This is a genomic window from Pseudoalteromonas rubra (genome assembly GCF_000238295.3).
GTDB lineage: Bacteria > Pseudomonadota > Gammaproteobacteria > Enterobacterales > Alteromonadaceae > Pseudoalteromonas > Pseudoalteromonas rubra.
In genome coordinates, this window is the sequence record NZ_AHCD03000044.1 from 1,274,998 (window position 1) to 1,295,180 (window position 20,183).

Annotated in this window: 22 protein-coding genes; 8 read left to right on the forward strand and 14 right to left on the reverse strand. The window is 46.2% G+C overall.

Features of this window, described 5'->3' with window-relative positions; all coding sequences use genetic code 11:
- Window positions 1-5 precede the first annotated feature (5 nt).
- The 3 genes from xni to PRUB_RS25920 form a co-directional block, all read right to left on the reverse strand.
- Window positions 6-785, reverse strand: a complete 780-nt coding sequence (gene xni, locus PRUB_RS25910; protein ID WP_010381165.1) for a flap endonuclease Xni — start codon at window positions 783-785, stop codon at window positions 6-8.
- Between the two features lie 69 nt (window positions 786-854).
- Window positions 855-2,198: a nucleotide 5'-monophosphate nucleosidase PpnN gene (ppnN, locus tag PRUB_RS25915; protein ID WP_010381167.1), complete on the reverse strand. Its 1,344-nt coding sequence runs from the start codon at window positions 2,196-2,198 to the stop codon at window positions 855-857.
- A 14-nt stretch (window positions 2,199-2,212) separates the two neighbouring features.
- Window positions 2,213-3,745 carry a GGDEF domain-containing protein gene (locus tag PRUB_RS25920; RefSeq protein ID WP_010381169.1) on the reverse strand — a complete coding sequence of 511 codons (1,533 nt, stop codon included), beginning with the start codon at window positions 3,743-3,745 and terminating at the stop codon, window positions 2,213-2,215.
- Window positions 3,746-3,927: 182 nt separating this feature from the next.
- Between PRUB_RS25920 and PRUB_RS25925 the strand changes: the two genes are divergently transcribed.
- On the forward strand, window positions 3,928-5,703 hold the full coding sequence (locus tag PRUB_RS25925; RefSeq protein ID WP_010381171.1) for a M61 family metallopeptidase: 1,776 nt from the start codon (window positions 3,928-3,930) through the stop codon (window positions 5,701-5,703).
- 62 nt (window positions 5,704-5,765) lie between these two features.
- Here the strand turns inward: PRUB_RS25925 and PRUB_RS25930 are convergent, their stop codons facing one another.
- The 10 genes from PRUB_RS25930 to hisG form a co-directional block, all read right to left on the reverse strand.
- A complete protein-coding gene (locus tag PRUB_RS25930) occupies window positions 5,766-6,317 on the reverse strand; it encodes a YkvA family protein (protein ID WP_010381172.1) in 552 nt (183 codons plus the stop codon).
- Between the two features lie 212 nt (window positions 6,318-6,529).
- Complete coding sequence (locus tag PRUB_RS25935; RefSeq protein WP_010381174.1) at window positions 6,530-7,018, reverse strand: hypothetical protein; 489 nt, start codon at window positions 7,016-7,018, stop codon at window positions 6,530-6,532.
- Window positions 7,019-7,121: 103 nt separating this feature from the next.
- Window positions 7,122-7,733: a bifunctional phosphoribosyl-AMP cyclohydrolase/phosphoribosyl-ATP diphosphatase HisIE gene (hisIE, locus tag PRUB_RS25940; protein WP_010381175.1), complete on the reverse strand. Its 612-nt coding sequence runs from the start codon at window positions 7,731-7,733 to the stop codon at window positions 7,122-7,124.
- Window positions 7,730-8,503, reverse strand: a complete 774-nt coding sequence (gene hisF, locus PRUB_RS25945; protein ID WP_010381176.1) for an imidazole glycerol phosphate synthase subunit HisF — start codon at window positions 8,501-8,503, stop codon at window positions 7,730-7,732. Before hisF ends, hisIE begins: the two co-directional genes overlap by 4 nt.
- Entirely contained in the window at window positions 8,485-9,219 is a 735-nt protein-coding gene (gene hisA / locus PRUB_RS25950; RefSeq protein WP_010381178.1) for a 1-(5-phosphoribosyl)-5-[(5-phosphoribosylamino)methylideneamino]imidazole-4-carboxamide isomerase, read from the reverse strand. Before hisA ends, hisF begins: the two co-directional genes overlap by 19 nt.
- Before the next feature lie 10 nt (window positions 9,220-9,229).
- Window positions 9,230-9,820, reverse strand: coding sequence for an imidazole glycerol phosphate synthase subunit HisH (gene hisH, locus PRUB_RS25955; RefSeq protein ID WP_010381179.1), 591 nt, complete (start codon window positions 9,818-9,820; stop codon window positions 9,230-9,232).
- Complete coding sequence (gene hisB, locus PRUB_RS25960; RefSeq protein ID WP_010381180.1) at window positions 9,817-10,878, reverse strand: bifunctional histidinol-phosphatase/imidazoleglycerol-phosphate dehydratase HisB; 1,062 nt, start codon at window positions 10,876-10,878, stop codon at window positions 9,817-9,819. Before hisB ends, hisH begins: the two co-directional genes overlap by 4 nt.
- 2 nt (window positions 10,879-10,880) lie before the next feature.
- The gene (hisC, locus tag PRUB_RS25965) at window positions 10,881-11,939 is read right to left on the reverse strand and encodes a histidinol-phosphate transaminase (protein ID WP_010381182.1); all 1,059 of its coding nucleotides are present in this window, start codon (window positions 11,937-11,939) and stop codon (window positions 10,881-10,883) included.
- The gene (gene hisD / locus PRUB_RS25970) at window positions 11,936-13,228 is read right to left on the reverse strand and encodes a histidinol dehydrogenase (RefSeq protein ID WP_010381186.1); all 1,293 of its coding nucleotides are present in this window, start codon (window positions 13,226-13,228) and stop codon (window positions 11,936-11,938) included. The genes hisC and hisD overlap by 4 nt, the downstream gene beginning before the upstream one ends.
- A 6-nt stretch (window positions 13,229-13,234) precedes the next feature.
- Window positions 13,235-14,134: an ATP phosphoribosyltransferase gene (gene hisG, locus PRUB_RS25975; RefSeq protein WP_010381188.1), complete on the reverse strand. Its 900-nt coding sequence runs from the start codon at window positions 14,132-14,134 to the stop codon at window positions 13,235-13,237.
- 348 nt (window positions 14,135-14,482) lie between these two features.
- Between hisG and PRUB_RS25980 the strand changes: the two genes are divergently transcribed.
- Window positions 14,483-14,710 carry a hypothetical protein gene (locus PRUB_RS25980; protein WP_010381190.1) on the forward strand — a complete coding sequence of 76 codons (228 nt, stop codon included), beginning with the start codon at window positions 14,483-14,485 and terminating at the stop codon, window positions 14,708-14,710.
- 50 nt (window positions 14,711-14,760) lie between these two features.
- Here PRUB_RS25980 and PRUB_RS25985 read toward each other — a convergent pair whose 3' ends face one another.
- The gene (locus tag PRUB_RS25985; protein WP_010381192.1) at window positions 14,761-15,435 is read right to left on the reverse strand and encodes a 2OG-Fe(II) oxygenase; all 675 of its coding nucleotides are present in this window, start codon (window positions 15,433-15,435) and stop codon (window positions 14,761-14,763) included.
- A 207-nt stretch (window positions 15,436-15,642) separates the two neighbouring features.
- Here PRUB_RS25985 and PRUB_RS25990 point away from each other — a divergent pair, with 207 nt between their 5' ends.
- The 6 genes from PRUB_RS25990 (at window position 15,643) to PRUB_RS26015 (ending at window position 20,099) form a co-directional block, all read left to right on the forward strand.
- Entirely contained in the window at window positions 15,643-15,846 is a 204-nt protein-coding gene (locus PRUB_RS25990; protein WP_010381193.1) for a DUF1289 domain-containing protein, read from the forward strand.
- 71 nt (window positions 15,847-15,917) lie between these two features.
- A complete protein-coding gene (locus tag PRUB_RS25995) occupies window positions 15,918-16,211 on the forward strand; it encodes a hypothetical protein (RefSeq protein ID WP_010381194.1) in 294 nt (97 codons plus the stop codon).
- Window positions 16,212-16,266: 55 nt separating this feature from the next.
- A complete protein-coding gene (locus tag PRUB_RS26000; RefSeq protein WP_010381196.1) occupies window positions 16,267-16,692 on the forward strand; it encodes a hypothetical protein in 426 nt (141 codons plus the stop codon).
- A 473-nt stretch (window positions 16,693-17,165) separates the two neighbouring features.
- Window positions 17,166-19,088, forward strand: coding sequence for a DNA repair helicase YoaA (locus tag PRUB_RS26005; RefSeq protein ID WP_010381197.1), 1,923 nt, complete (start codon window positions 17,166-17,168; stop codon window positions 19,086-19,088).
- The gene (gene tsaB, locus PRUB_RS26010) at window positions 19,078-19,764 is read left to right on the forward strand and encodes a tRNA (adenosine(37)-N6)-threonylcarbamoyltransferase complex dimerization subunit type 1 TsaB (RefSeq protein WP_010381198.1); all 687 of its coding nucleotides are present in this window, start codon (window positions 19,078-19,080) and stop codon (window positions 19,762-19,764) included. The genes PRUB_RS26005 and tsaB overlap by 11 nt, the downstream gene beginning before the upstream one ends.
- Window positions 19,765-19,811: 47 nt before the next feature.
- On the forward strand, window positions 19,812-20,099 hold the full coding sequence (locus PRUB_RS26015; protein ID WP_010381201.1) for a hypothetical protein: 288 nt from the start codon (window positions 19,812-19,814) through the stop codon (window positions 20,097-20,099).
- Window positions 20,100-20,183 lie beyond the last annotated feature (84 nt).

Genomic DNA, 20,183 nt, shown 5'->3' on the forward strand with positions numbered 1-20,183 from the left:
ACAAGCTATTTGCGCTCAATAACCCGGAGTTGACTTAAATTAAAGCCGAGATTGATGTCAGTTTGTAGTGAAACGAGCGTTTTGCTTAAAATAAAGTTATCCAAATCCTGTTCCAGTTTGCGTCGTGTCGCAGGTGCAAGCGTTGGGGCATTGAGTGCATGTTCAACCTGACCAAACTCTGAGATTAGTTCTATGGCCGTCTTCTTCCCGATCCCTTTTACGCCGGGGATATCATTGGTTTTATCGCCCATTAATGCCCACAGTTCGGTCAATGCGTTATACGGAACAGAGAATTTCTCTAAGATCTCATTGTGATCAAAGTAAGATTTTGAAAAGTAGTTATAAATTTCTATCTTTTCCGAACTCAGAGGGAGAAAGCCTTTATCTGTCGACACAATAACAGAATGCACCTTGTTGTGACTGGCCTTGCTCGCTAAAGTGGCAATGATGTCATCTGCTTCATCCTGCTCGGGGAAAAAAGCGGTGACACCGCACTCTTTAAACCCCTCAGCAATCAGAGCAAGGTTTTGTTTAAGTGGCTCTGGCATGGGTTTTCTGCTGTGCTTGTAATTTGCATAATAATGATAGCGCCAGCTGCGCTCACCATCAAAAACCGCAATTGCGTGGGTTGGCTCAATGCGTTTGATGAGCTTTTTACAGGCGTTATGGACGCGCGCCTTGCATGATTGCATGACTTGCTTTTCACTTACGCCCTGTTGATCGACATCAACTGCATAAATTCGACGGATTAGGTTTAGCGCATCAATAAGAAGTAATTTTGCCATGAGTGTTGTTAGTGGTATTTCATAGAGGTTAAGAGAGCGGTAGGGTAAGGCTGCACCTTACCCTGTTAGTTAAGCTTTGATTTCATAGCAGGGCACATAGGCACTGCCGGGTAATTTCATTCTGCCTTGTGCAACAAATGCGCGTAGTAGTTTGTCCATGTCCGTCATCAAAGAGGCATCGCCGCTCAAGATATAAGGGCCTTGTTGCTTAATCGCTGTTATACCTTGCTCTTTGACGTTACCTGCTACAATACCAGAAAACGCTCTGCGCAAGTTGGCAGCCAGGTTCTGCTTTGGCTGATCCAGATGAAGATCTAAATTCGCCATATTTTCGTGCGTTGGTTCGAATGGCTGCTGGAACTGGTCTTCAATTTTCAGAGTCCAGTTAAAATAATAGGCATCGCCTTCGTTTTTGCGGTAGTCGCGGACTTTTTCCATACTCTGGCTTAGCTTCTGCGCAACCAGTTCGGGTTGATCTACCAGCACTTCGAATTTACTCAGCGCTTCTTTGCCCAGAATTTTTTCAATAAAATCACATAACTCGTCAAAATATGCTTTGGAAGAGCTTGGGCCGGTTAAAATGACCGGTAGCTGCTGCTTAGCATTGTCTGGGTGAAGCAAAATGCCAAGTAAATACAGCAGCTCCTCGGCTGTTCCTGCGCCACCTGGAAATATAATGATAGCATGGGCGCTTCTGATAAATGCTTCCAAACGCTTTTCAATATCCGGCAGGATCACCAATTCATTGACTATCGGGTTAGGCGGCTCTGCGGCAATAATACTGGGCTCCGTCAGGCCGAGATAGCGGTTACTGGTGATCCGCTGTTTAGCGTGTCCTATTGTGGCACCTTTCATTGGGCCTTTCATGGCTCCAGGCCCACACCCTGTACATATATTTAAGCCTCGTAAGCCCAATTGGTAACCGACTTCTTTGGTGTATTTGTATTCTTCTTCATTGATTGAATGTCCGCCCCAACACACCACCATATTCGGGTCTGTATTCACCTCAAGTGCGTCTGCGTTACGCAGAATGTCAAACACCATATGTGTAATGGCTCTGGGGTCTGTGATCTGTTCTTCATGACGCTGGTAGATGAACAGAATGTCCCGGATAACCGAAAAAATATGTTCATGTATCCCGGCAATAATTTTTCCGTCAACAAATGCAGATTCCGGTGGGTTTGTTAGTTCTATCTTTATCCCACGTTCCCGGGCAAGTAGCTTGATATCAAAATCCTGATACTTGTTATAAATTTCATAGCTTGAGTCGGTATGACTGCCTACATTAAGTACTGCTAATACACAATTTCTAAATAGTCGGTATCTTTCTATGGTCGATGACTGTTGAAGCAGGTCAACTTCCAGTTTCGAGAGTAAATTAAGTACACCTGTTGGATTTAACTGTACATGCATAGGCAATCTCCTTGTTATTCACGCAAGCAAAGTTTGTCTCTGCCGCTGTTTTTGGCCTCATACAGAGCTTCATCGGCACGATCAAAGGCGGTCAGTTTTGAGTCACCTTCTTTCAGCTGGGTTGCCCCTAACGAGATAGTGATCCTCACTTCTTTATCTTTAAAGCGAAATGGGATCGATTTAACGGTTGCGCGTATCTTCTCAAGCGGCGCATAAGCCGCTTCAATTGGCATTCCTGGCATCAGGATAACAAACTCCTCGCCACCGTAGCGCGCAATGAAATCGGTCTTTCGAATGGATTTTTTCAGTGCTCTGGCGATAACCTGAAGTGTTTTATCTCCTGCACTGTGGCCGTATTTATCATTAATCGATTTAAAGTGATCGACATCCACTACAACCAAAGTAACGTCGTTGCCCTGGATTTCAAATAAATGAAACTCCTGGCTGTAGCGATCGTCAAAAGCCGAGCGATTAGGGAGCTTGGTCAGTCCGTCTAACAAGCTTTTGAATCTCTGTTCATTCAGTCGCTTTTTATAAGTGTTTACTTTGTTTTCGAGTACATTGATGCGGCTATTAATGGCATCAAAGCTCTCCAGCAAGGCTTGCTTATCACGCCGCTCAATGGTTTCTCTTTCCACCAAATCTTTGCTTATTTGGGCAAGCTCGTCATCGACTAACCCCTTAAGTTCAGAAATAGAGGACGCTTTTTGGGTGTTTTCGGTAAGGCGTTTTATCTTCGACTCGATGCGTTCGTTTAATGCATTGAGTTCTTTATTGATCGACTTGGAATGACTGGTGGTGTCAACAATTGACTTGTGCAGCTCTTCCAGTGTTTGGTTTAGCGAGACCAAAAATCCCTGCGCTGATTGTCTTTCCCGCGCGATTGACTTAGCAAAAATGCGGATCACCGCAATGGCGTTTTCAAGTAAAGCATCTATGCTCGAATCTGTTGAAATACGTTGTTTTATCGCTTTAACTTCATCGGCTACATCGTCTTCAAACACTAATTCGTTGGTCAGGCCTAACAATTCCGTCGCCAATTCCGGGTCATTATGTTGTGTCGAGGTATCAATGTCATATTTAGCATCGAAGACTTGAAGGTAAAACTGCAGTAACTTATCAAGCAAGGGCACGAATTCTGGGATAGCATCAATATCACCCAACTCATTATCAAGCAAACCGCGCAGTTTTCTGCGAGTGTCTTCTGGCAAACCACGCAGTTTTTGTAACTGCTTTCCTGCGTTTTGTATATGGGTTACTAAATTGCGGTGATTGGCAGAGTTGGTGCTATCAAGCTGTTTTAATTGTGCACTGGTATTTTCAATGAGTGGGGCCAGATGCTCAAAGTCCATACCCTTTGCCAACGCACTGCGATATTTTGCCAGCAAGTTGTCGAGAGACACATCCTGTCCTTTACAGCCAAGTGTCAGTTTGGATGCAAATTCTGACAGGGTATCGACCTGTTGCTTTCTCGCTTCTTCCAACGCCTTTCTAGCTTCAATCGCTTGTGATAGTTTTTTCTCTAATCGCGCAGTTTTATCAGTCACAGAAACCTAATATCTTTTGTTTTAACCTACTCATTAGCAAGTTTACATCAAATTACTGATAAATGTGGAAGATTTTAGGCCATAGATCCACCTATTTTGGCTGTTGACTCATCGTTTTTGATGGCCTGATATCAGACTTATTTGTTAGTTTTACACCCTATTAGTCATTTTATTGAATCATTATGAAAAAAACCTGTTCCCTGCTCATTGCCTTGAGCACCTTACCAGCCTTCGCTGATGTTGAATACACGCTGAAAATAACTCAGCCAGAGCATCACCTTGGTGAAGTAGAAGTTACTTTTCCTAAAAGTGCCCAGGCACATATGGATATTAAGTTAGCGGACTGGCGGACAGGGCGGTATCAAATCTTAAATTTGGCGAATGGGATCCGTGCATTTGATGCGACTGATTCGCAAGGGCGCGAACTGGAATGGCATAAAGTAGATAAAAGCACCTGGCGAGTGCATCTTGACAGCCCAACACAAGTGACTGTGAATTATCAGGTATATGCAAATGAACTCGGGCTCAGAGCGAGGCATATTGATGACAGTCATGCCTTTGTTGATGCGTCCGGCTTTTTTATGTTCAGCGAGTCATTCCGTCATGAACCTGTGACCGTTGAGATGAAGGTGCCGGACCAATGGCGCTCTGTGTCGGGTATGGATTTCGCGGGCAACAAGCACCGTTTTAAAGCTGCCAACTTTGATGTGCTGGTGGATTCGCCAATAGAGTCAGGCATTAACCAGCTGCACAAATTCCAGGTAGACGGCCGCGACTATGAACTGGTTATCTGGGGGGAGGGCAATTATGATGTTGACCTGATGCTCAGCGATCTGAAAAAGTTAGTGAAAACGGGTACCCTGATCTGGCAGGATTATCCGTATGAGCGTTACGTCTTTATGGTGCATGCGACCAGTGGTGCACGCGGTGCAACTGAGCATCTGAACTCGACTATTATTCAACGCCACAGAGATGCATTTGCCAAACGAGATGATTACATTGGATTTATTTCGACCGCGGCACACGAATTTATTCATACCTGGAATGTTAAAAATTATCGCCCGGCCGGCTTGGTACCTTACGACTATGTGAATCCTAATTACAGTGATTTACTCTGGCTGGCAGAAGGGTCGACCAGTTACCTCGAAGATTTTCTACTGCTAAGTGCCGGGATCATTACCCATGAAGAGTATTATAAAGGGCTGACCAAGCGTATTAATCGTCACCTGAACACGCCGGGCAGAAAGATACAGAGCGTTGCTCAAACCAGCTTCGACAAGTGGATTAATCAGGGCGGCGATCACGGTAAAAACTTCAGTACCAATATCTACTCGGAAGGTGCGTTAATTTCCATGATGCTGGATATTAAGTTGCTGGATGACAGTAATGGGAAGGTGAGTTACCGTGATGTTCACACTTTACTGGCTCAACGTCATGAGTTGCCGAAGTCATTTGTCAGCCAGGATGTGATCAATATTCTCAATGAGATCAGTGGTCAGGATTATAGTGCGTGGTGGAAACAAAACGTCGACACGCCATTTGTGCTGGAAGTGGACGCGCTGTTTGACAAAGTTGGGCTGACTTATCGTCACCCTGTTTCCAGTGAGGAAGTGGCCGGTTTTGATGCTCATGCTGTATCTAAAGGTCAACTACTCGAATTGCAGCATGTTGCCAGCAGTGGTAATGCCTGGCAGGCAGGATTAACCAGCGGTGATAAGCTGGTGGCGTTTAACAAACACCAGGTACGAGATACATTAGATAACACATTAGCGCTGTTTGCGCCCAAAGAGAAAGTCACCGTTCATTTTATACGCCGTCACAAACTGATGTCGACAGAAGTTACGCTCAGTGCGGCTCAATCGAAACCAAAACGGGTTGCTGCGGTATTGCAGCCGACCAAACGTCAACAGCAGCTATATTTGGCCTGGATGGGGGTACCGCACCCTAACGCGCAGTAGTTGATCTAGTTTGATTAGTTACAAAAAAGGGAGCATGTGCTCCCTTTTTTGTTTCGCTATAATCACATGATACGAGAAAAGAAGCGTGACTTCTTAGTGTTTGAGCGATTACGGCGCATTGAAGAACGAATTTGAGAGCGGGTACCAGCTAACCAGCTTTCGCGGTCAACTTTAGCGGCGTCGCCCCGGCGTGCTTCTTCTGTCGCACGGAAACCACAGAATTGGCGATAAGCGCTCAAATCCAAAGACAGTTCCTGTAAAACCAGCTCGATCATGATGGCATCGTCGATGTATCCAAGTACTGGTACATTGTCCGGCACTATGTCTTCAGGTTCGCTGAAGTAAGCCAAAGACAACATGATTTCGCGCTTTTCATCTTCGGGCATTTGCCATTCTTCGTCTTGCACTGCGTCAATTAGTGCGGCAAGTGACATCATACGCGTGCGCACAAACTCAGGTAGTTTCGATTTTTCCATGTTGTTGACCAAGTCTTTGGCCTTGCTGATGATTTCTTCGTCGCTTAAACCTTGGCTCTTTTCGATGGTCGCATGCATCATGCTACGAAAGTGCGCCAAGTCGGCATCGGATAATTCAAAGTTGATTTCAATTGACACTGGATTCTCCCTGAGGGTTTTGATTTTTATTGTGATGTCTGAAGTTAGGTGCTTATTACTAAGTTGTCAACTCACCTGAACTGCTAACAACACTATGCCACTTTAGGTACTAATAATTAAGAGCTGAGCAAAGAATTATTAAAGAATGAGGCGTGTTTGTTGTCAAATTAGACAATATCTGGGCAGATGATAAACACCTGCCTCATGTGTTGCTACCTGGAGATTTTCAATGCGATAACCCAGGGGGTTTTGCGGTCCAGGCCTTTCCCGCGACTGAGCGTGATTGTTGCTTCAGAGGCGTCGCTGGTATAGCGAAGAGTATTGTTCTTTCCCTTGGTATTTTGCCATGACGCGCCCAGGCAGGTGTTTAACTGCTGTGCTACGTCATCAAATAATGTTGCAGCATTAGCTTCAGTACTGAACAACTTAGTGCATTCGTAGGCGACATTGCCGCTGTTGTACTGGTTTATCTGGCAGCTGTTGGCGATTAAATGTGCCTTGGGTTGCCATGCGCTCATAAAGGATGAGTTGACTTTGCTGCCTTTTAGCTGAGCAAAATCGTCCTGAGTGCCTTGTGTTAAAGCAAGTACTTTCTCACATTCATTCATGGTGTCAACGCGGTGCTGAACGTCATCAGGAAGTTGCTGGCATGCAGCAAGTGAAAGTAGTGCGACAGGGAGAATAAGATGGCGATTGACCATGGCTATGTCCTTCATTTTGATTTTCGAGCCAGCTGAAACAAAAAAGTGTATCAGCTGGCTTGAGCATACCATGAACTCATAGCAGGTCGAGCAAAACTCAGCTTTATTTATGACGTTCGTTCAGTGTTTCTACAACCTGCTCAAGTGATAAGCCGCTGCGTTGTAATAACACTATCAGGTGATAGAGCAAATCAGCAGATTCATTACGTAATTCATTCTGATCTTGTTTCATTGCAGCCAATGCCACTTCAACCCCTTCTTCACCGACTTTTTGACAGCTTCGGCTGAGATCTTTCGAGAACAAAGCTGCTGTGTAACTTTGCGCAGGGTCAGCGTCCTTTCGTTCGCAAATGACGCGTTCAAGCTCAGAAAGGAAAGCGATAGCGGGGCGGGCCTCATCAAAGCAGCTTTGTGTGCCCAGGTGGCATGTTGGCCCGGCAGGATCAGCAAGCAACAGCAAGCTGTCGCGGTCGCAGTCGGTATACGCTGAGACCAGTTTTAAAACATTGCCGGACTCTTCACCTTTGGTCCATAAGCGCTGTTTGGAGCGGGAATAAAAGGTAACCAGACCTTTTTCGAAGGTTGTACTGAGCGCCGTCTGATCCATAAAGCCCTGCATTAGAATAACGCCGCTCTGTGCGTCCTGGACAATGGCCGGAATTAGCGACATTTTGTCGAAGTCTAATTTATTTAAGTTATCTGGAGTGAGTTTCATAGTCTGCTCGCTACCTTGTTATCTACCAAATATTGTTTAAGAGTATCAATTTCAATGAGTTGCTTGTGAAAAACGCTGGCTGCCAGTGCCCCGTCTACATTCGCCTGTTGAAAAACATCAACGAAATCCTGCATTGACCCAGCACCGCCAGATGCAATCAAAGGTACATCACATTGCTTGCGAATATTACTCAGCTGCTCAATGTCATAGCCTTTTCTGACCCCATCCTGATTCATGCAATTCAGCACTATTTCTCCTGCGCCCAGTTCCTGCACACGCTGCACCCACTCACTGGTTTTATATCGAGTCTGGCTGGCGCTGTTGGGATCGCCCGTTAACTGATAAACTAGATACTCTCCTGAACTGACATCGTAGAAGCTATCTATACCAACCACTACGCACTGCTTGCCAAACTCATCGTGCAGCTCTCTGATTAGCTCAGGCCTGGCGATTGCCGGGCTGTTGATGGAGACTTTATCAGCGCCTTGCTCGAGCACTTTAGCTGCATCTTCCACAGACTTAATGCCACCTGCAACGCAAAAAGGAATGTCGATGTGGCGCGCAATGTCTCGAACCCAGTTCACATCCAGTAAGCGCTTTTCAACGCTGGCACTGATCTCATAAAACACCAGTTCATCGGCGCCGGCCTGACTATACAGCGCCGCAAGCTCCAGAATTTCGCCTACTATTTCGTGCTGTTTGAATTTAACGCCTTTGACGACCTGACCATTTTTTACATCGAGGCACGGAATTATGCGCTTTGATAGCATGCGATTGCCTCCTCAACAGTAAATGCACCATCCAGCAGAGATTTGCCTAAGATGATCCCACTCACGCCCAGCTCAATGAGTTGACGAATATCTTCAAGACTACTGACCCCGCCAGATGCCTGAACCCTGACACTTGGGCTATGAGCGACTATCTCTTTATAAAGTGTAAAAGACGGGCCTGTCATCGTGCCATCTTTACTGATGTCCGTGCATAGAAAGTCGTATACACCCAGCGCCAGGTAGAAATCAATGAGCTCAAACAGGCTCATTTGAGATTCTTCAAGCCAGCCGTGGGTGGCAACAGCCCAACCCGAAGCGCTGCGTTTAACGTCAAGCGCAATGACAAAGCGCTCTGCCCCAAACTCTTCAATCCAGGCTGCAACTTCCTCTTTGCTATCGACTGCCATGGAGCCAATCACGACCTGTTGTGCACCGGCTTTAAGCCATTGCTTTACATCATCATAACGGCGTATCCCACCGCCGACCTGGTAAGGAGCGGATAATGCAGCTGTGGCCTGCTGGATCTGTTGCCATTGTTTCTTTTGCGGATCGCGGGCACCTTCCAGGTCCACGAGGTGAAGTTTAGCAGCGCCTGCGTCCTGGTATTCTTTTAAACGCTCAGCCAACTCAAACGGATAGAACTGTGCGGTGTCATACTTGCCCTGATACAGGCGTACAATTTGGTTTTGTAATACATCTAATGCAGGAATGATCATTGTCTTATCCTTATAATTGCCAGTTCAGGAAGTTATTGAGTAATTTAGCACCCACTTTGGCACTTTTTTCCGGGTGAAACTGCATGCCAGCATAATTATCTTTGGCAACGACAGCGGAGAAGCGCGTACCATATTCACTTGCAACCAGCGTATTGGCATTGCAACTATGCGCAAAGCTATGCACAAAATAGACTTGATCGTCCGGGGTGAGGCCTTGTGTTAATGGGTGTGACTTGACCGCGGACAAAGTATTCCAGCCCATATGAGGACTGGTTAATTGTCCGGTTTCGAGATGACGTACTTCCCCAGGAATACGGCCCAGGCACTCAACTTGGCCTTCTTCGGTTTGATCGCACAGCAGCTGCATACCAAGGCAAATCCCCATAAGTGGCTTTTGGTAGTCAGCGATAGCCTGATCCCAGCCTTGATCTCTTAAGCGTTTCATTGCGATAGAGGCGTGTCCGACACCGGGTAAGATTGCACGCTCAAATTGCACTAATTGTGCCGGATCGCGGATCACTTCCGGGTTGACACCGAGCCGTTCAAAGGCAAATCGGACCGAGTTAATATTGGCACACCCGGTGTTGATAATGGCAATCATAAGCACCCCTTAGAGCTGGCGGTTTGCTGACTGGTATCTTTTGCGATGGCCATGCGCAGCGCGCGTGCAAAAACCTTAAACAAGCCTTCGACCTGGTGGTGACAATTTCCTTCGCTCACTGACAGGATCAGGCTGATGTTGGCATTATCGGCGAGTGATTTAAAGAAATGCTCGACCATTTGTACATCCAGGTCGCCGACTTTTTCACGGCTAAATTCGGCATTCAGCACGAATGAAGCTCGACCAGACAAGTCAAGCTGACACTCGGCTTTGCATTCATCCATTGGCAGCGCGAATCCATAGCGCGCAATTTGCGATTTAGTGCCCAGCGCTTGTTTGAGTGCCTGTCCTAGCGCAATGCCGATATCTTCTACCAGGTGGTGCTCATCGATGTGTAGATCACCACTTGCTGATATAGTCAGGCCTATATTTGCGTGAGTACGGATCTGATCCAACATGTGGTCAAAAAAGCCAAGGCCTGTACTGATAGAGCCGTTACTGTTTTGATCAAGGTTAAGCGCCAGGCTGATCTGTGTTTCTTTGGTGTTGCGCTGCACCGTTGCCTGACGGTTCTGTGTCGTCAGACGGGTGACAATTTCTGGCCAGTTATCGTCGTACAGAATGCCTTCTATACACAGGTTATTGGCCAGTTGAATGTCAGTTTGTCTGTCACCAATCACATAGGAGTTGGCCAAATCAACTTTGCCAGAGCGCATCAGATTGGTTAACAACCCTGTTTTAGGCTTTCGGCATTCACAGTTGTCTTCGTCAAAGTGCGGACAAATTAAAACCTCGTCGAAGCGGATCCCCTGACTGGTAAAAATCGCCATCATTTGATTGTGCGGCAGGGCGAAATCTTCCTCAGGGAAACTCTCTGTACCCAGTCCATCCTGATTTGAGACCATGACCAGCTTATAACCGGCAGCCTGAAGTGAGAGTAGAGCCGGGATGACGTTTGGCAGCAGTGCCAGCTTTTCCAGGCTGTCTACCTGCTTATCAGTAACCGGCTCCTCAATTAGGGTGCCGTCTCGGTCGATGAATAAATATGGAGTACTCATTGTTATTGTTCTGCCTGTGGTTGTGTCAGCCAGCGTCTGACTTGTTCTAATTCCTGCTCGCTACCAATTGAAATACGTAGCCAATTATTTTCTTCGAAAAGGGTAAAAGGGCGCATGATCAAACCCGATTGCATCGCTTGTTCAATATCGGTTGTTTGACGAACCTGAACGGTGATGAAATTGCCTTCGCCAATCATCACTTTGGCAATTTTGTCCGATCCCCCAAGGATTTCTGTGAGTTTTTCTTTGGCCTTATTGAGAATACTCACCTGGCGTCGCATCTGGGTAATTGCATCTGGGGTTAGTGCTTCTTGTGCGATTTGCGCGACAACAGCCGACACCGGATAAGGCGCGATAACCTTGCGAACAGGTGCGAGCACTGCGGGTGAAGCAAGTGTAAACCCAGTTCTGAGCCCGGCCAAGGCAAATGCTTTTGACAAGGTACGCAGTACCACCAGGTTATCGAAATCAGATAACAGACTCGCGGCAGTTAACTGCTCACAAAACTCGATATATGCTTCATCTACCACAACCAGCGCTCGATTTTTTAAAGCCGCTGCAATTGCAGCGATCTTATCTGTGCCTATTGTTGCGCCTGTCGGGTTATTGGGATTGCAGATGAAAACCAGTTTTGCATTACCGACAGCGTCTGCAATCTCTTCGGCGCCACCTTGTTGCAAAAGGGTTTGCTCAAGTGCAGTAATGCCGACATTGTGTGTATCCGCCGTTACCTTGTACATCCCATAAGTGGGCAAGAATAAGGCTATGGAGTCTTGCCCCGGTGTGCAATAAGTGCGGATTAGCAACTCGATACCTTCATCGGCGCCACGTGTCATCAGCACTTGTTCCGGATTCAGCCCACAATAGTTAGCATAAGCGTTGATCACGGCTTCTGGTTGTGGGTCCGGATAACGGTTAAGCGCATCAAAGTTGAGGCTCACGCGTCGTGAATACGGGCTTTCGTTGGCATTTAGCCAGGTTGTCCCGGTGAGCTTTTCACTCTTTGCCGAACTATATGCATTCAGCGAAGCAATATTCTCTGGTAATTCAATTGGACTCATGCGTTATTCTCCAGCCTGATTTTTACGGCATTGGCGTGGGCATCCAGGCCCTCGGCCTGCGCCAGGGGTAAAATAGCTTTACTCAGCCTTTGTAAACCCCCTTTACTGATTGTCTGTTGCGTATAAGTACGATAAAAGTCGAGCAGGTTAAGGCTTGAGTAGCAACGACTGTAGCCATAAGTCGGTAATACATGGTTAGTGCCCGATGCATAATCACCCGCAGACTCTGGTGTATAATCTCCGACAAATACTGAGCCTGCATTTTTGACTAACGGTAGATAAGGTTCAGGCTCGCCGAGTTGCAAGATAAGGTGCTCAGGACCATATTCAGCACTTACTGCAAATGCTTGTGCCATATCTGCGACTAAAATCAGGGTACTGTTCTCCAGTGCCTGTTTTGCGATATCAGCACGGCTGAGCAAAGATAACTGTCTGTCAAGCTCGCCCTGTACTTCACTAATGAGTTTTTCACTGTTGCTGAGCAGGATCACCTGTGAGTCGGGCCCGTGCTCGGCTTGTGATAACAGATCAGCAGCAACATAGGCCGGATTTGCGCGCTCATCGGCGATAACCAGTACCTCTGACGGACCTGCCGGCATATCAATTGCAAACCCGGGTAAAGACTGTGATAGCAATTGTTTTGCCATAGTGACAAAAGCATTTCCCGGGCCAAACACTTTATCTACCTTTGGTACACTCAAGGTGCCCAGTGCCATCGCCGCAACAGCTCCGGCACCACCGCTTTCGACGATTGTGCTGATCCCGCATTTTTTAGCCGCATATAAAATTGCCGGGTCAATTTGTTGATCACCGTTGACCGGGGTACACAGCACAATAGTTTGTGCACCTGCCAGTTGGGCACACACACCTTGCATCAGTACAGAAGAGGGCAGTGGTGCGCTGCCTCCCGGCACATATAAACCAACTGCCTCGATAGGCTGATACTTCAGCTCACAAATGACGCCTGGCTGTGTTTCGAGGCGCTTTTCTGTTGGCACTTGCAATGCGTGAAATGCACGAATATTGCTGTATGCCTGATCGATTGCCAGCTTTAGTTCCGGTGAAATAGCCTCTTCACTGGATTGTATTGCTTCAGCTGAGACCAGCAACCTGGGCTGCGTGCGTTTATCGAACTTGCGGGCATATTCAAGCAATGCTTCATCCCCGTTTTGTTCGACATCTGCAATGATTTCGGTTACCACTTGCTGAAGTTCGTCACTGATTGTCACTGCCGGGCGGGCGAGTGCTGCCTGCTGCTGCGCCCGGTTAGCCTCATTCCAGATCAACATGTGTTGTTACTCCATCATTTTTTCGATTGGCATAACAAGAATGGAGTTGGCACCCAGGGATTTAAGCTCTTCCATGGTCTCCCAAAACAGAGTTTCACTGCTGACCATGTGCAGGGCAACGTAGTCCTCGCTGCCGGCGAGTGCTAACAGAGTTGGCTGACCTGTACCAGGCAGCAAAGCACAAATTTCATCCAGGCGCACTTTTGGTGCGTGTAGCATGATATATTTGCTTTCCTTAGCCTGCTTTACACCGCGTAGGCGAGGCATGAGTTTGTTGATCAGCGACAGTTTGTCATCGTCATTAAGATTAGCGTTTTGGATCAGGCAGGCATTTGACTCCAAAATGGTGTCTCCCTGCATCAGGCCGTTGGCCTCCAGAGTGGCACCGGTAGAGACCAGGTCGCAAATGGCGTCTGCCAGGCCTGCACGTGGTGCAACCTCTACTGACCCTGTCAGCATCACTACGCTGGCTTCAATTTGCTCTTTTTCCAGGTACTGCTTAAGAATTTCGGGATAGGTGGTGGCGATGCGTTTGCCTTTGAACCAATCTTTGTCTTGCATGCCCAGTTCCTGAGGCCATGCTAATGCGAGGCGACAATAGCCAAAGTCGAGTTTTGCCAGTTTAGTCACTTCGCTGGGTTGCTGGTTACGCTGGCGCTCAGCCTGAGTTTCTACCAGCACGTTTTCACCGACAATACCCAAATCACAGACTCCGTCCATGACCAAACCCGGAATATCGTCATCACGGACTCTCAGGACATCGATTGGCATATTGGTAGAGTGGGCGATCAGGCGCTGTTCGCGCAGATTTAATTTAATTCCAAGCTGTTTGAGCAGTGACTGGCAATCCTTAGAAAGGCGGCCAGATTTTTGAATTGCAATTCGTAAACGGTTGTTGGTGTTCATAATTTATTTCCTAAGTTTAAAAACTAAAAGCCCCGAGGGAACCTCAGGGCGAAAATAAATTATGTTGAGTGCTTGTTCGCCGGAGGTTCCTTGAAGGAATAACCCACCAGCGAAATACCTGACAGGTTATCCCGGTGTATGATGGTGATGATGGATAGCTGTCAGTGTAAATGGCATGTCAAATTCTCTTACTGTTTGTATAAAACGTGATGCGCGTTGTGCGCTCAAAATGTATTTATAGATAAACACAGGTGACGAATTGCACGCAAGTACTTTTTTGCATAAATTAAAGAATAAATTATAACTGTCGATAATAAAGGCATGAAATACCACATAAAGAGGTGGGTTATGGATGCACTTAAACCATTTCTGGCACCGATTGTCAGGTTGCAGGTGAGCCACGATGGCCCCTTTAAAATTGCGGGCGTACTCGACAATCGGGCTGAAAGAATTAAACGTAAGAAGCATTTGGTTGAGATGGAGAGGCAGAAGCACAAAGAAGAAGGTGCACGCAATAAAGACGAAGATCCAAGTGAGATCGACGACGAAGAGCAGCATTTAGATACTTGGGCCTAACAATATTTAAGGCCCGGTTAAGGTGTTTCTGCCGGGCTTAGAGCACGTTTTTATCTTGGAGGGTCTATTTTTCCTGCAATGGAGGTGTTTACCCTGAACCATCCCGCGACAGAATATCTGTCTCGGCTTGCCGGGAGCACTTCATGGGGAAACTCTTCACTTAGAAACAGCACCAGAGTGCAATGCAATGGAACCACCTTGATCCCTTCAAGGTCATTATCGTTCCGATATAGCACCATTTCTCCACCATCATCAGGGCCCCAGCCAGGGTTAAGATAAGTAACCAGTGACAGCACTCGGTTCGTTTCACCTTTAAATGCGTCGTAATGGCGTTTGTAATAACTGCCGCTGGCGTAATGGGCAAAATGACTTTCAAACGAAAACAGTCCCATGAATAGACGACGGTTCAGGAACTGTTGCAACTGACTGGTCCAGTCCAGCCACCGCTTGCCGGGCTCAGACTCGCCGTTTATCCAACAAATTTCGTCTGTTCGTACAAAGTCATTGCGTAAAAAGTCATCGCCCCGGCCTATGCCAGCTTGTTCATATTTTTGTGTACTTATGCTGTGCTGATAGGCCAGTAAATCGTCCACCAGATCGCAAGGCATCGCACCCGGGCGAATACTATAACCCTGGCTTATTAGGTCATTGGCTATGAGTGAAAACAGTGTTTCATCTGTTGGTGAGTTGTCGTGTTCGACACGAAAATGGGCTAAAGCGGCCAACCTGATTTCCTATATTTAGTCGTATCAAAAAGTGTGTCATTAAAGCAAAAGAGAAGAAGTAGTCTTAACCTCATGGCTCTGGGCTTTATGGCTTGCTGCCTGCTTTGCTGCGCGCGTAATAGTTATTTTTTATCCGCTGGCAAGCAAAATATTTCAGCTCGGGTCTAATGGGGTATAATGCCTGGTACAGTGTTACGGAGTAGAATGATGAGCGGAAACAAAGAACCAAGTTCGACGCCTGAAGACGCGGTACAGGTGCCATCGCCTTGTATCCGCCATTGTTGTCTCGACGATAACGATATTTGTGTCGGGTGTTATAGAACGCTAAATGAAATTATGAACTGGCAGTCATCCAGCAATGAGCAAAAAAAAGTTGTTTTACAGGACTGCGAGAAGAGAAAAGCGCGCTGATGTGTGTATGAGCTTACCTGTTGACTGCAAACGGCCTTTCATATCTATGTGCCATAAAAAATAGAAAATACATGAAGTTAGAAGCAAAGAGTGTTAAGTTTTTATCACCGTCAGATGAGCAGAGCTTTTTTGATCGATTAAATGCGTTATCAGGTGTTAATAATGTCTTTGGACAAGGCTTTTCGGTAGTCATTGATACAGACAAGTCACTTGATGATGAAGAACTCAAAGAGATCATCGCCCTGTTTTATCGCTATGGCGTTAATATGAAACAGCTTAGGGCGTTTCTGTGTGAAGGCAACAAAATATGGTTTAAGCACAACCGACAGTCATATTGGTATAAAAAGGTATTTGGAAATCGATAAGTGGTGTCAATCTGCTTAAATTAAGCATGATGCGTCAGAGAGGAGAGTGCAAGCAATGATTGAGTTTTTAAAGATACTTTTCTTGTCTAAGTTTGTGCTGCTAACACCTGAACCTATTACTATTAATGATCAGCATAAATTTAGCTTAACAGAGTCTATTGAGGCTTTAAATTACAATGCGAGGCTCAATATTGATGTGACAGCAATGGTGGGTGAATTTTTAGGAACTGGTGTTGTAGAAGAGTTGGATATTTTGTCTGAAAAGTTCCCTAAAGGCAGTATTGTCGTTCACCTAATTGAGAGTAGTGCTGGAGATAAGATAACGCTGAGGAATTTGGGTTATTCGACAAGTAAAAATTCAATGGATTTATCACTGAAGTATCCTAAAAATGCTGAATTAGGAAAAAGTTATGACACCATCATTATTGAATCGAATGTCTTGCTAAAAGAAGTTGTAATTGGTTGGGCTAATTCTAAATGAAACTTATAACGTTTGATTTGTTCTTTTATCTGGCACTACATCCTAATTAAAATTTCGGATAATTGTTACTTAAAGCCGGCAATAGCTGACTTTTTTACGTCAAAATCATTAGATTCCTAATCTGAGATATTAAGCTCGCCTGGTAAAGCTCTTCTTTTGAGGAATTAGGCTTTGCTCCAACCTGATGTAAAGCTTGGCTGTCTCACAAGCAAAACGCCGCCCGGGTCATTAGATGAATTAGCGCGTTATATTGACAGGACCCAGCTGAACCAGGGCTGCAAAGCCAGGTACCTCTTTTCTTGAAGTATGTGTAATGGGGTATAACAACACTCCCTGCGTACCAAAGAAAGTTGAAAAGGTGCTGATGTACCGCTATACAGAGCCACACTGACTTGACTAAGCCATACCGATTTGCGCTTACCCTTTACATGCCATAGAATTGCCTCGCCCAGTCACTAAGCAGCGCATTAATTTTGTCTATCACTCAGTATTTTTCAGAAAATGGTCCCCTGGCACACCACTTTAACGGTTATCAGCCAAGACAACCTCAAATTGATATGGCCGAAGCCATAGATAAAGTGGTGAAAGAGGGTGGACAATGTGTGGTAGAAGCAGGCACAGGTACAGGCAAAACATTTGCTTATCTGGTTCCGGCGCTGTTAAACGATAAAAAGGTGATCATATCAACCGGTTCTAAGGCGTTGCAGGAGCAGCTTTATCACAGGGATTTACCAGAGCTACTTAAAGCGCTTGGTAAAGGTCGCAAGGTTGCTTTGTTAAAGGGGCGTGCCAACTATCTGTGTACTTATCGACTGAATGAACATGTGGCCCATGTGCCCAGTGACGACCCTGACGTTATGCACCAGCTGGCCATGGTGGCCAAGTTTGCAACTGAAACGCAAAGCGGTGACCTGGCAGACTGTGTGGGTATTGAAGAAGACGCCAAAGTACTGCCTTATGTTAACTCGACCGCGGATAACTGCTTAGGTAAGGAATGTCCAGATTTTGCCGACTGCTATATACGTAAAGCCAGGTTGAAAGCCGCGGAGGCCGATCTGGTTGTGATTAATCACCATCTGTTTTTTGCCGACATGTCGGTGAAAGAGTCTGGGTTTGCGGAGTTAATGCCAACCGCAGATACCTATATTTTTGATGAAGCGCATCAGCTTGGTGAAATCGCATCTGATTACTTTGGTGAGTCAATTAGTACTAAGCAACTTCAGGCGCTTATTAATGATTTGCGGCTAATTTACCGAAGTGATATTCCGGACATGTTGCAACTGGGCAAAACGTTGAATAAGTTGGAGACCAGTGTTGCTGATCTGCGACTTGTGTTTGGGGGCGATGGTGCACGGGGAGACTGGCGAGAAAAGTTGCAGGATAAAGTGATCTGCGATGCGCTACACAGAGTGATCAGCAATCTGGATTTTTTATATCAGGTGCTCAAATTGTGCCTCGACCGCTCTGATAAGATAGAACATCCACTGGAGCGGGTTTTGGCGTTTAAAGGGCAGCTCGACCGGGCCTTTGATGTTAGTCAGTCTGGCTTTAGTTATTGGTTCGAAACCACCCGTCGCTTCCTGACGATTCATATTACGCCGCTGGATGTATCTAATCGATTTAAAGATATGATGGCTAAGAGTGAAGCGAGCTTTGTGTTTACTTCAGCAACTTTATCGGTGGACAACAGCCTCGCGCACTTTAACGCCAGTTTGGGTCTGGCACCAGATCATCAGGCCATTGTCGACAGCCCGTTTGACTATGAATCGCAGGCCATGCTTTGTTTGCCCCGATATCTGCCCGAAACCAAAGATGAAATGATGCCACACGCCTTGGTAAAAATAGCCAAGCAAGTGATCAATGCAGCGCAGGGTCGAACATTTCTGCTTTTCACAAGTTACCGTGTGATGCACCTGGTTTATGAGGGACTAAGTACTGCGACAGAATACCCGGTGTTTATGCAAGGGCAAGCATCAAAACGGATTATTCTGGAGCAATTTGTGCGCCATGGTAATGCGGTTTTAATGGGCACTGCGTCTTTTTGGGAAGGGGTTGATGTACGCGGCGATACGCTGAGTTGTGTGTTAATAGACAAGCTGCCGTTTACTTCGCCGGATGACCCGTTATTACAGGCTCGGATGAAAGATGCCCAGTTGCAGGATAAAGAACCGTTTGATGAAATTCAGCTGCCACTGGCTGTCATTGCTTTAAAGCAGGGGGTTGGGCGCCTGATCCGTGATAAGAAAGACAAAGGTGTACTAATTATTTGCGATAATCGTCTGGTTACGCGAAAATACGGTGAAACCTTTATTAAAAGTTTGCCTCCCATGTCACGTACTCGTGATTTGGATAAGGCGTTGTCATTTTTAGAGAATATTGACCAGCATGAAATATAATTTGCTTGCTCTGGATGCTTCAACGGAAGCTCTGAGCCTGGCGTTGTCGTACAACGGCAACCTTTATCGCCACTTTGAAGAGTGCCCTCAGCAACATAGTCAGAAAATATTGCCGTTAGTCGAGCAACTGTTTACTGAAGCTGGTTGTCAGCTCAAAGATCTGGATGGCCTGGTGTTTGGCCGCGGACCGGGCAGTTTTACCGGGGTACGTATCGGCGTTGCTGTTGCCCAGGGGTTAGCTTATTCAGGAAATTTGCAACTGGCAGGTGTTTCAACGCTTCAGGCAATGGCACAACAGGCATTTGCGCAAACCCAGGCAAAGCAAGTTTTGGTCGCGATTGATGCGCGGATGGGTGAGGTTTATCTTTGTCATTATACCCGTTCAGATAATAATCAGGCGATTGCCTCCGGCGCAGAAAGTGTGATCAAACCTGAGTTAATTGAGGGTGATTTTAAAGGCGTACTTGCAGTCGGCACTGGCTGGCAGACGTATTCGGATGTTGCTCAAAAGCTGGGGCTCGAAGTACATAGCGATATTACGTTGCCGCATGCTGAATACATGTTAGCTACTGGCATTGCGCAGTTTGAAGCCGGAGAGGTTGTTAATGCTGCTGACGCTCAGCCTCAGTATGTAAGAGATACTGTAACGTGGAAGAAGTTGCCCGGACGCGAGTAACGGGCTAATCTTATACTGGTGCATTGGGTTTTTGGTGATATAGACTGATGAAAATCAACCAGCTTGTTCAAAATCAGGATACTTATCAACTGAGACAGTCGGTTGTTAAACCTGCTGCGAGTGACACCCAAGCGCCAGTTCAGCAAGCTGCCAAACTAAAATACTCAGATGCCGGTGTCGCACTGGCACAGCAGTATTCTGATGATAAAAGAGATGTCATTTACGACCAGCCTAATTTTAAAACCAGTGTTGCTATCCAATCTTATAGTGCAATTCAAAATCAAGAACGGCGAAGCGAAGTTCAGTCACTACTAGGTGTCAGCATTTACGCCTGACATTTTTTCTAATCGGTTTTAATCACCCTTTATCTTAATAAGCGTCTCCCAGAGCCTTGTCATTCGGCTTGAATATTTTTCAGC

Bases quoted from the DNA above. Each gene is read 5' to 3' on its own strand.
- xni (WP_010381165.1), bottom strand. From the start codon at position 785: ATGGCAAAATTACTTCTTATTGATGCGCTAAACCTAATCCGTCGAATT.
- ppnN (WP_010381167.1), bottom strand. From the start codon at position 2,198: ATGCATGTACAGTTAAATCCAACAGGTGTACTTAATTTACTCTCGAAA.
- PRUB_RS25925 (WP_010381171.1), top strand. From the start codon at position 3,928: ATGAAAAAAACCTGTTCCCTGCTCATTGCCTTGAGCACCTTACCAGCC.
- PRUB_RS25935 (WP_010381174.1), bottom strand. From the start codon at position 7,018: ATGGTCAATCGCCATCTTATTCTCCCTGTCGCACTACTTTCACTTGCT.
- hisIE (WP_010381175.1), bottom strand. From the start codon at position 7,733: ATGAAACTCACTCCAGATAACTTAAATAAATTAGACTTCGACAAAATG.
- hisF (WP_010381176.1), bottom strand. From the start codon at position 8,503: ATGCTATCAAAGCGCATAATTCCGTGCCTCGATGTAAAAAATGGTCAG.
- hisA (WP_010381178.1), bottom strand. From the start codon at position 9,219: ATGATCATTCCTGCATTAGATGTATTACAAAACCAAATTGTACGCCTG.
- hisH (WP_010381179.1), bottom strand. From the start codon at position 9,820: ATGATTGCCATTATCAACACCGGGTGTGCCAATATTAACTCGGTCCGA.
- hisB (WP_010381180.1), bottom strand. From the start codon at position 10,878: ATGAGTACTCCATATTTATTCATCGACCGAGACGGCACCCTAATTGAG.
- hisC (WP_010381182.1), bottom strand. From the start codon at position 11,939: ATGAGTCCAATTGAATTACCAGAGAATATTGCTTCGCTGAATGCATAT.
- hisD (WP_010381186.1), bottom strand. From the start codon at position 13,228: ATGTTGATCTGGAATGAGGCTAACCGGGCGCAGCAGCAGGCAGCACTC.
- hisG (WP_010381188.1), bottom strand. From the start codon at position 14,134: ATGAACACCAACAACCGTTTACGAATTGCAATTCAAAAATCTGGCCGC.
- PRUB_RS25980 (WP_010381190.1), top strand. From the start codon at position 14,483: ATGGATGCACTTAAACCATTTCTGGCACCGATTGTCAGGTTGCAGGTG.
- PRUB_RS25990 (WP_010381193.1), top strand. From the start codon at position 15,643: ATGAGCGGAAACAAAGAACCAAGTTCGACGCCTGAAGACGCGGTACAG.
- PRUB_RS25995 (WP_010381194.1), top strand. From the start codon at position 15,918: ATGAAGTTAGAAGCAAAGAGTGTTAAGTTTTTATCACCGTCAGATGAG.
- PRUB_RS26000 (WP_010381196.1), top strand. From the start codon at position 16,267: ATGATTGAGTTTTTAAAGATACTTTTCTTGTCTAAGTTTGTGCTGCTA.
- tsaB (WP_010381198.1), top strand. From the start codon at position 19,078: ATGAAATATAATTTGCTTGCTCTGGATGCTTCAACGGAAGCTCTGAGC.
- PRUB_RS26015 (WP_010381201.1), top strand. From the start codon at position 19,812: ATGAAAATCAACCAGCTTGTTCAAAATCAGGATACTTATCAACTGAGA.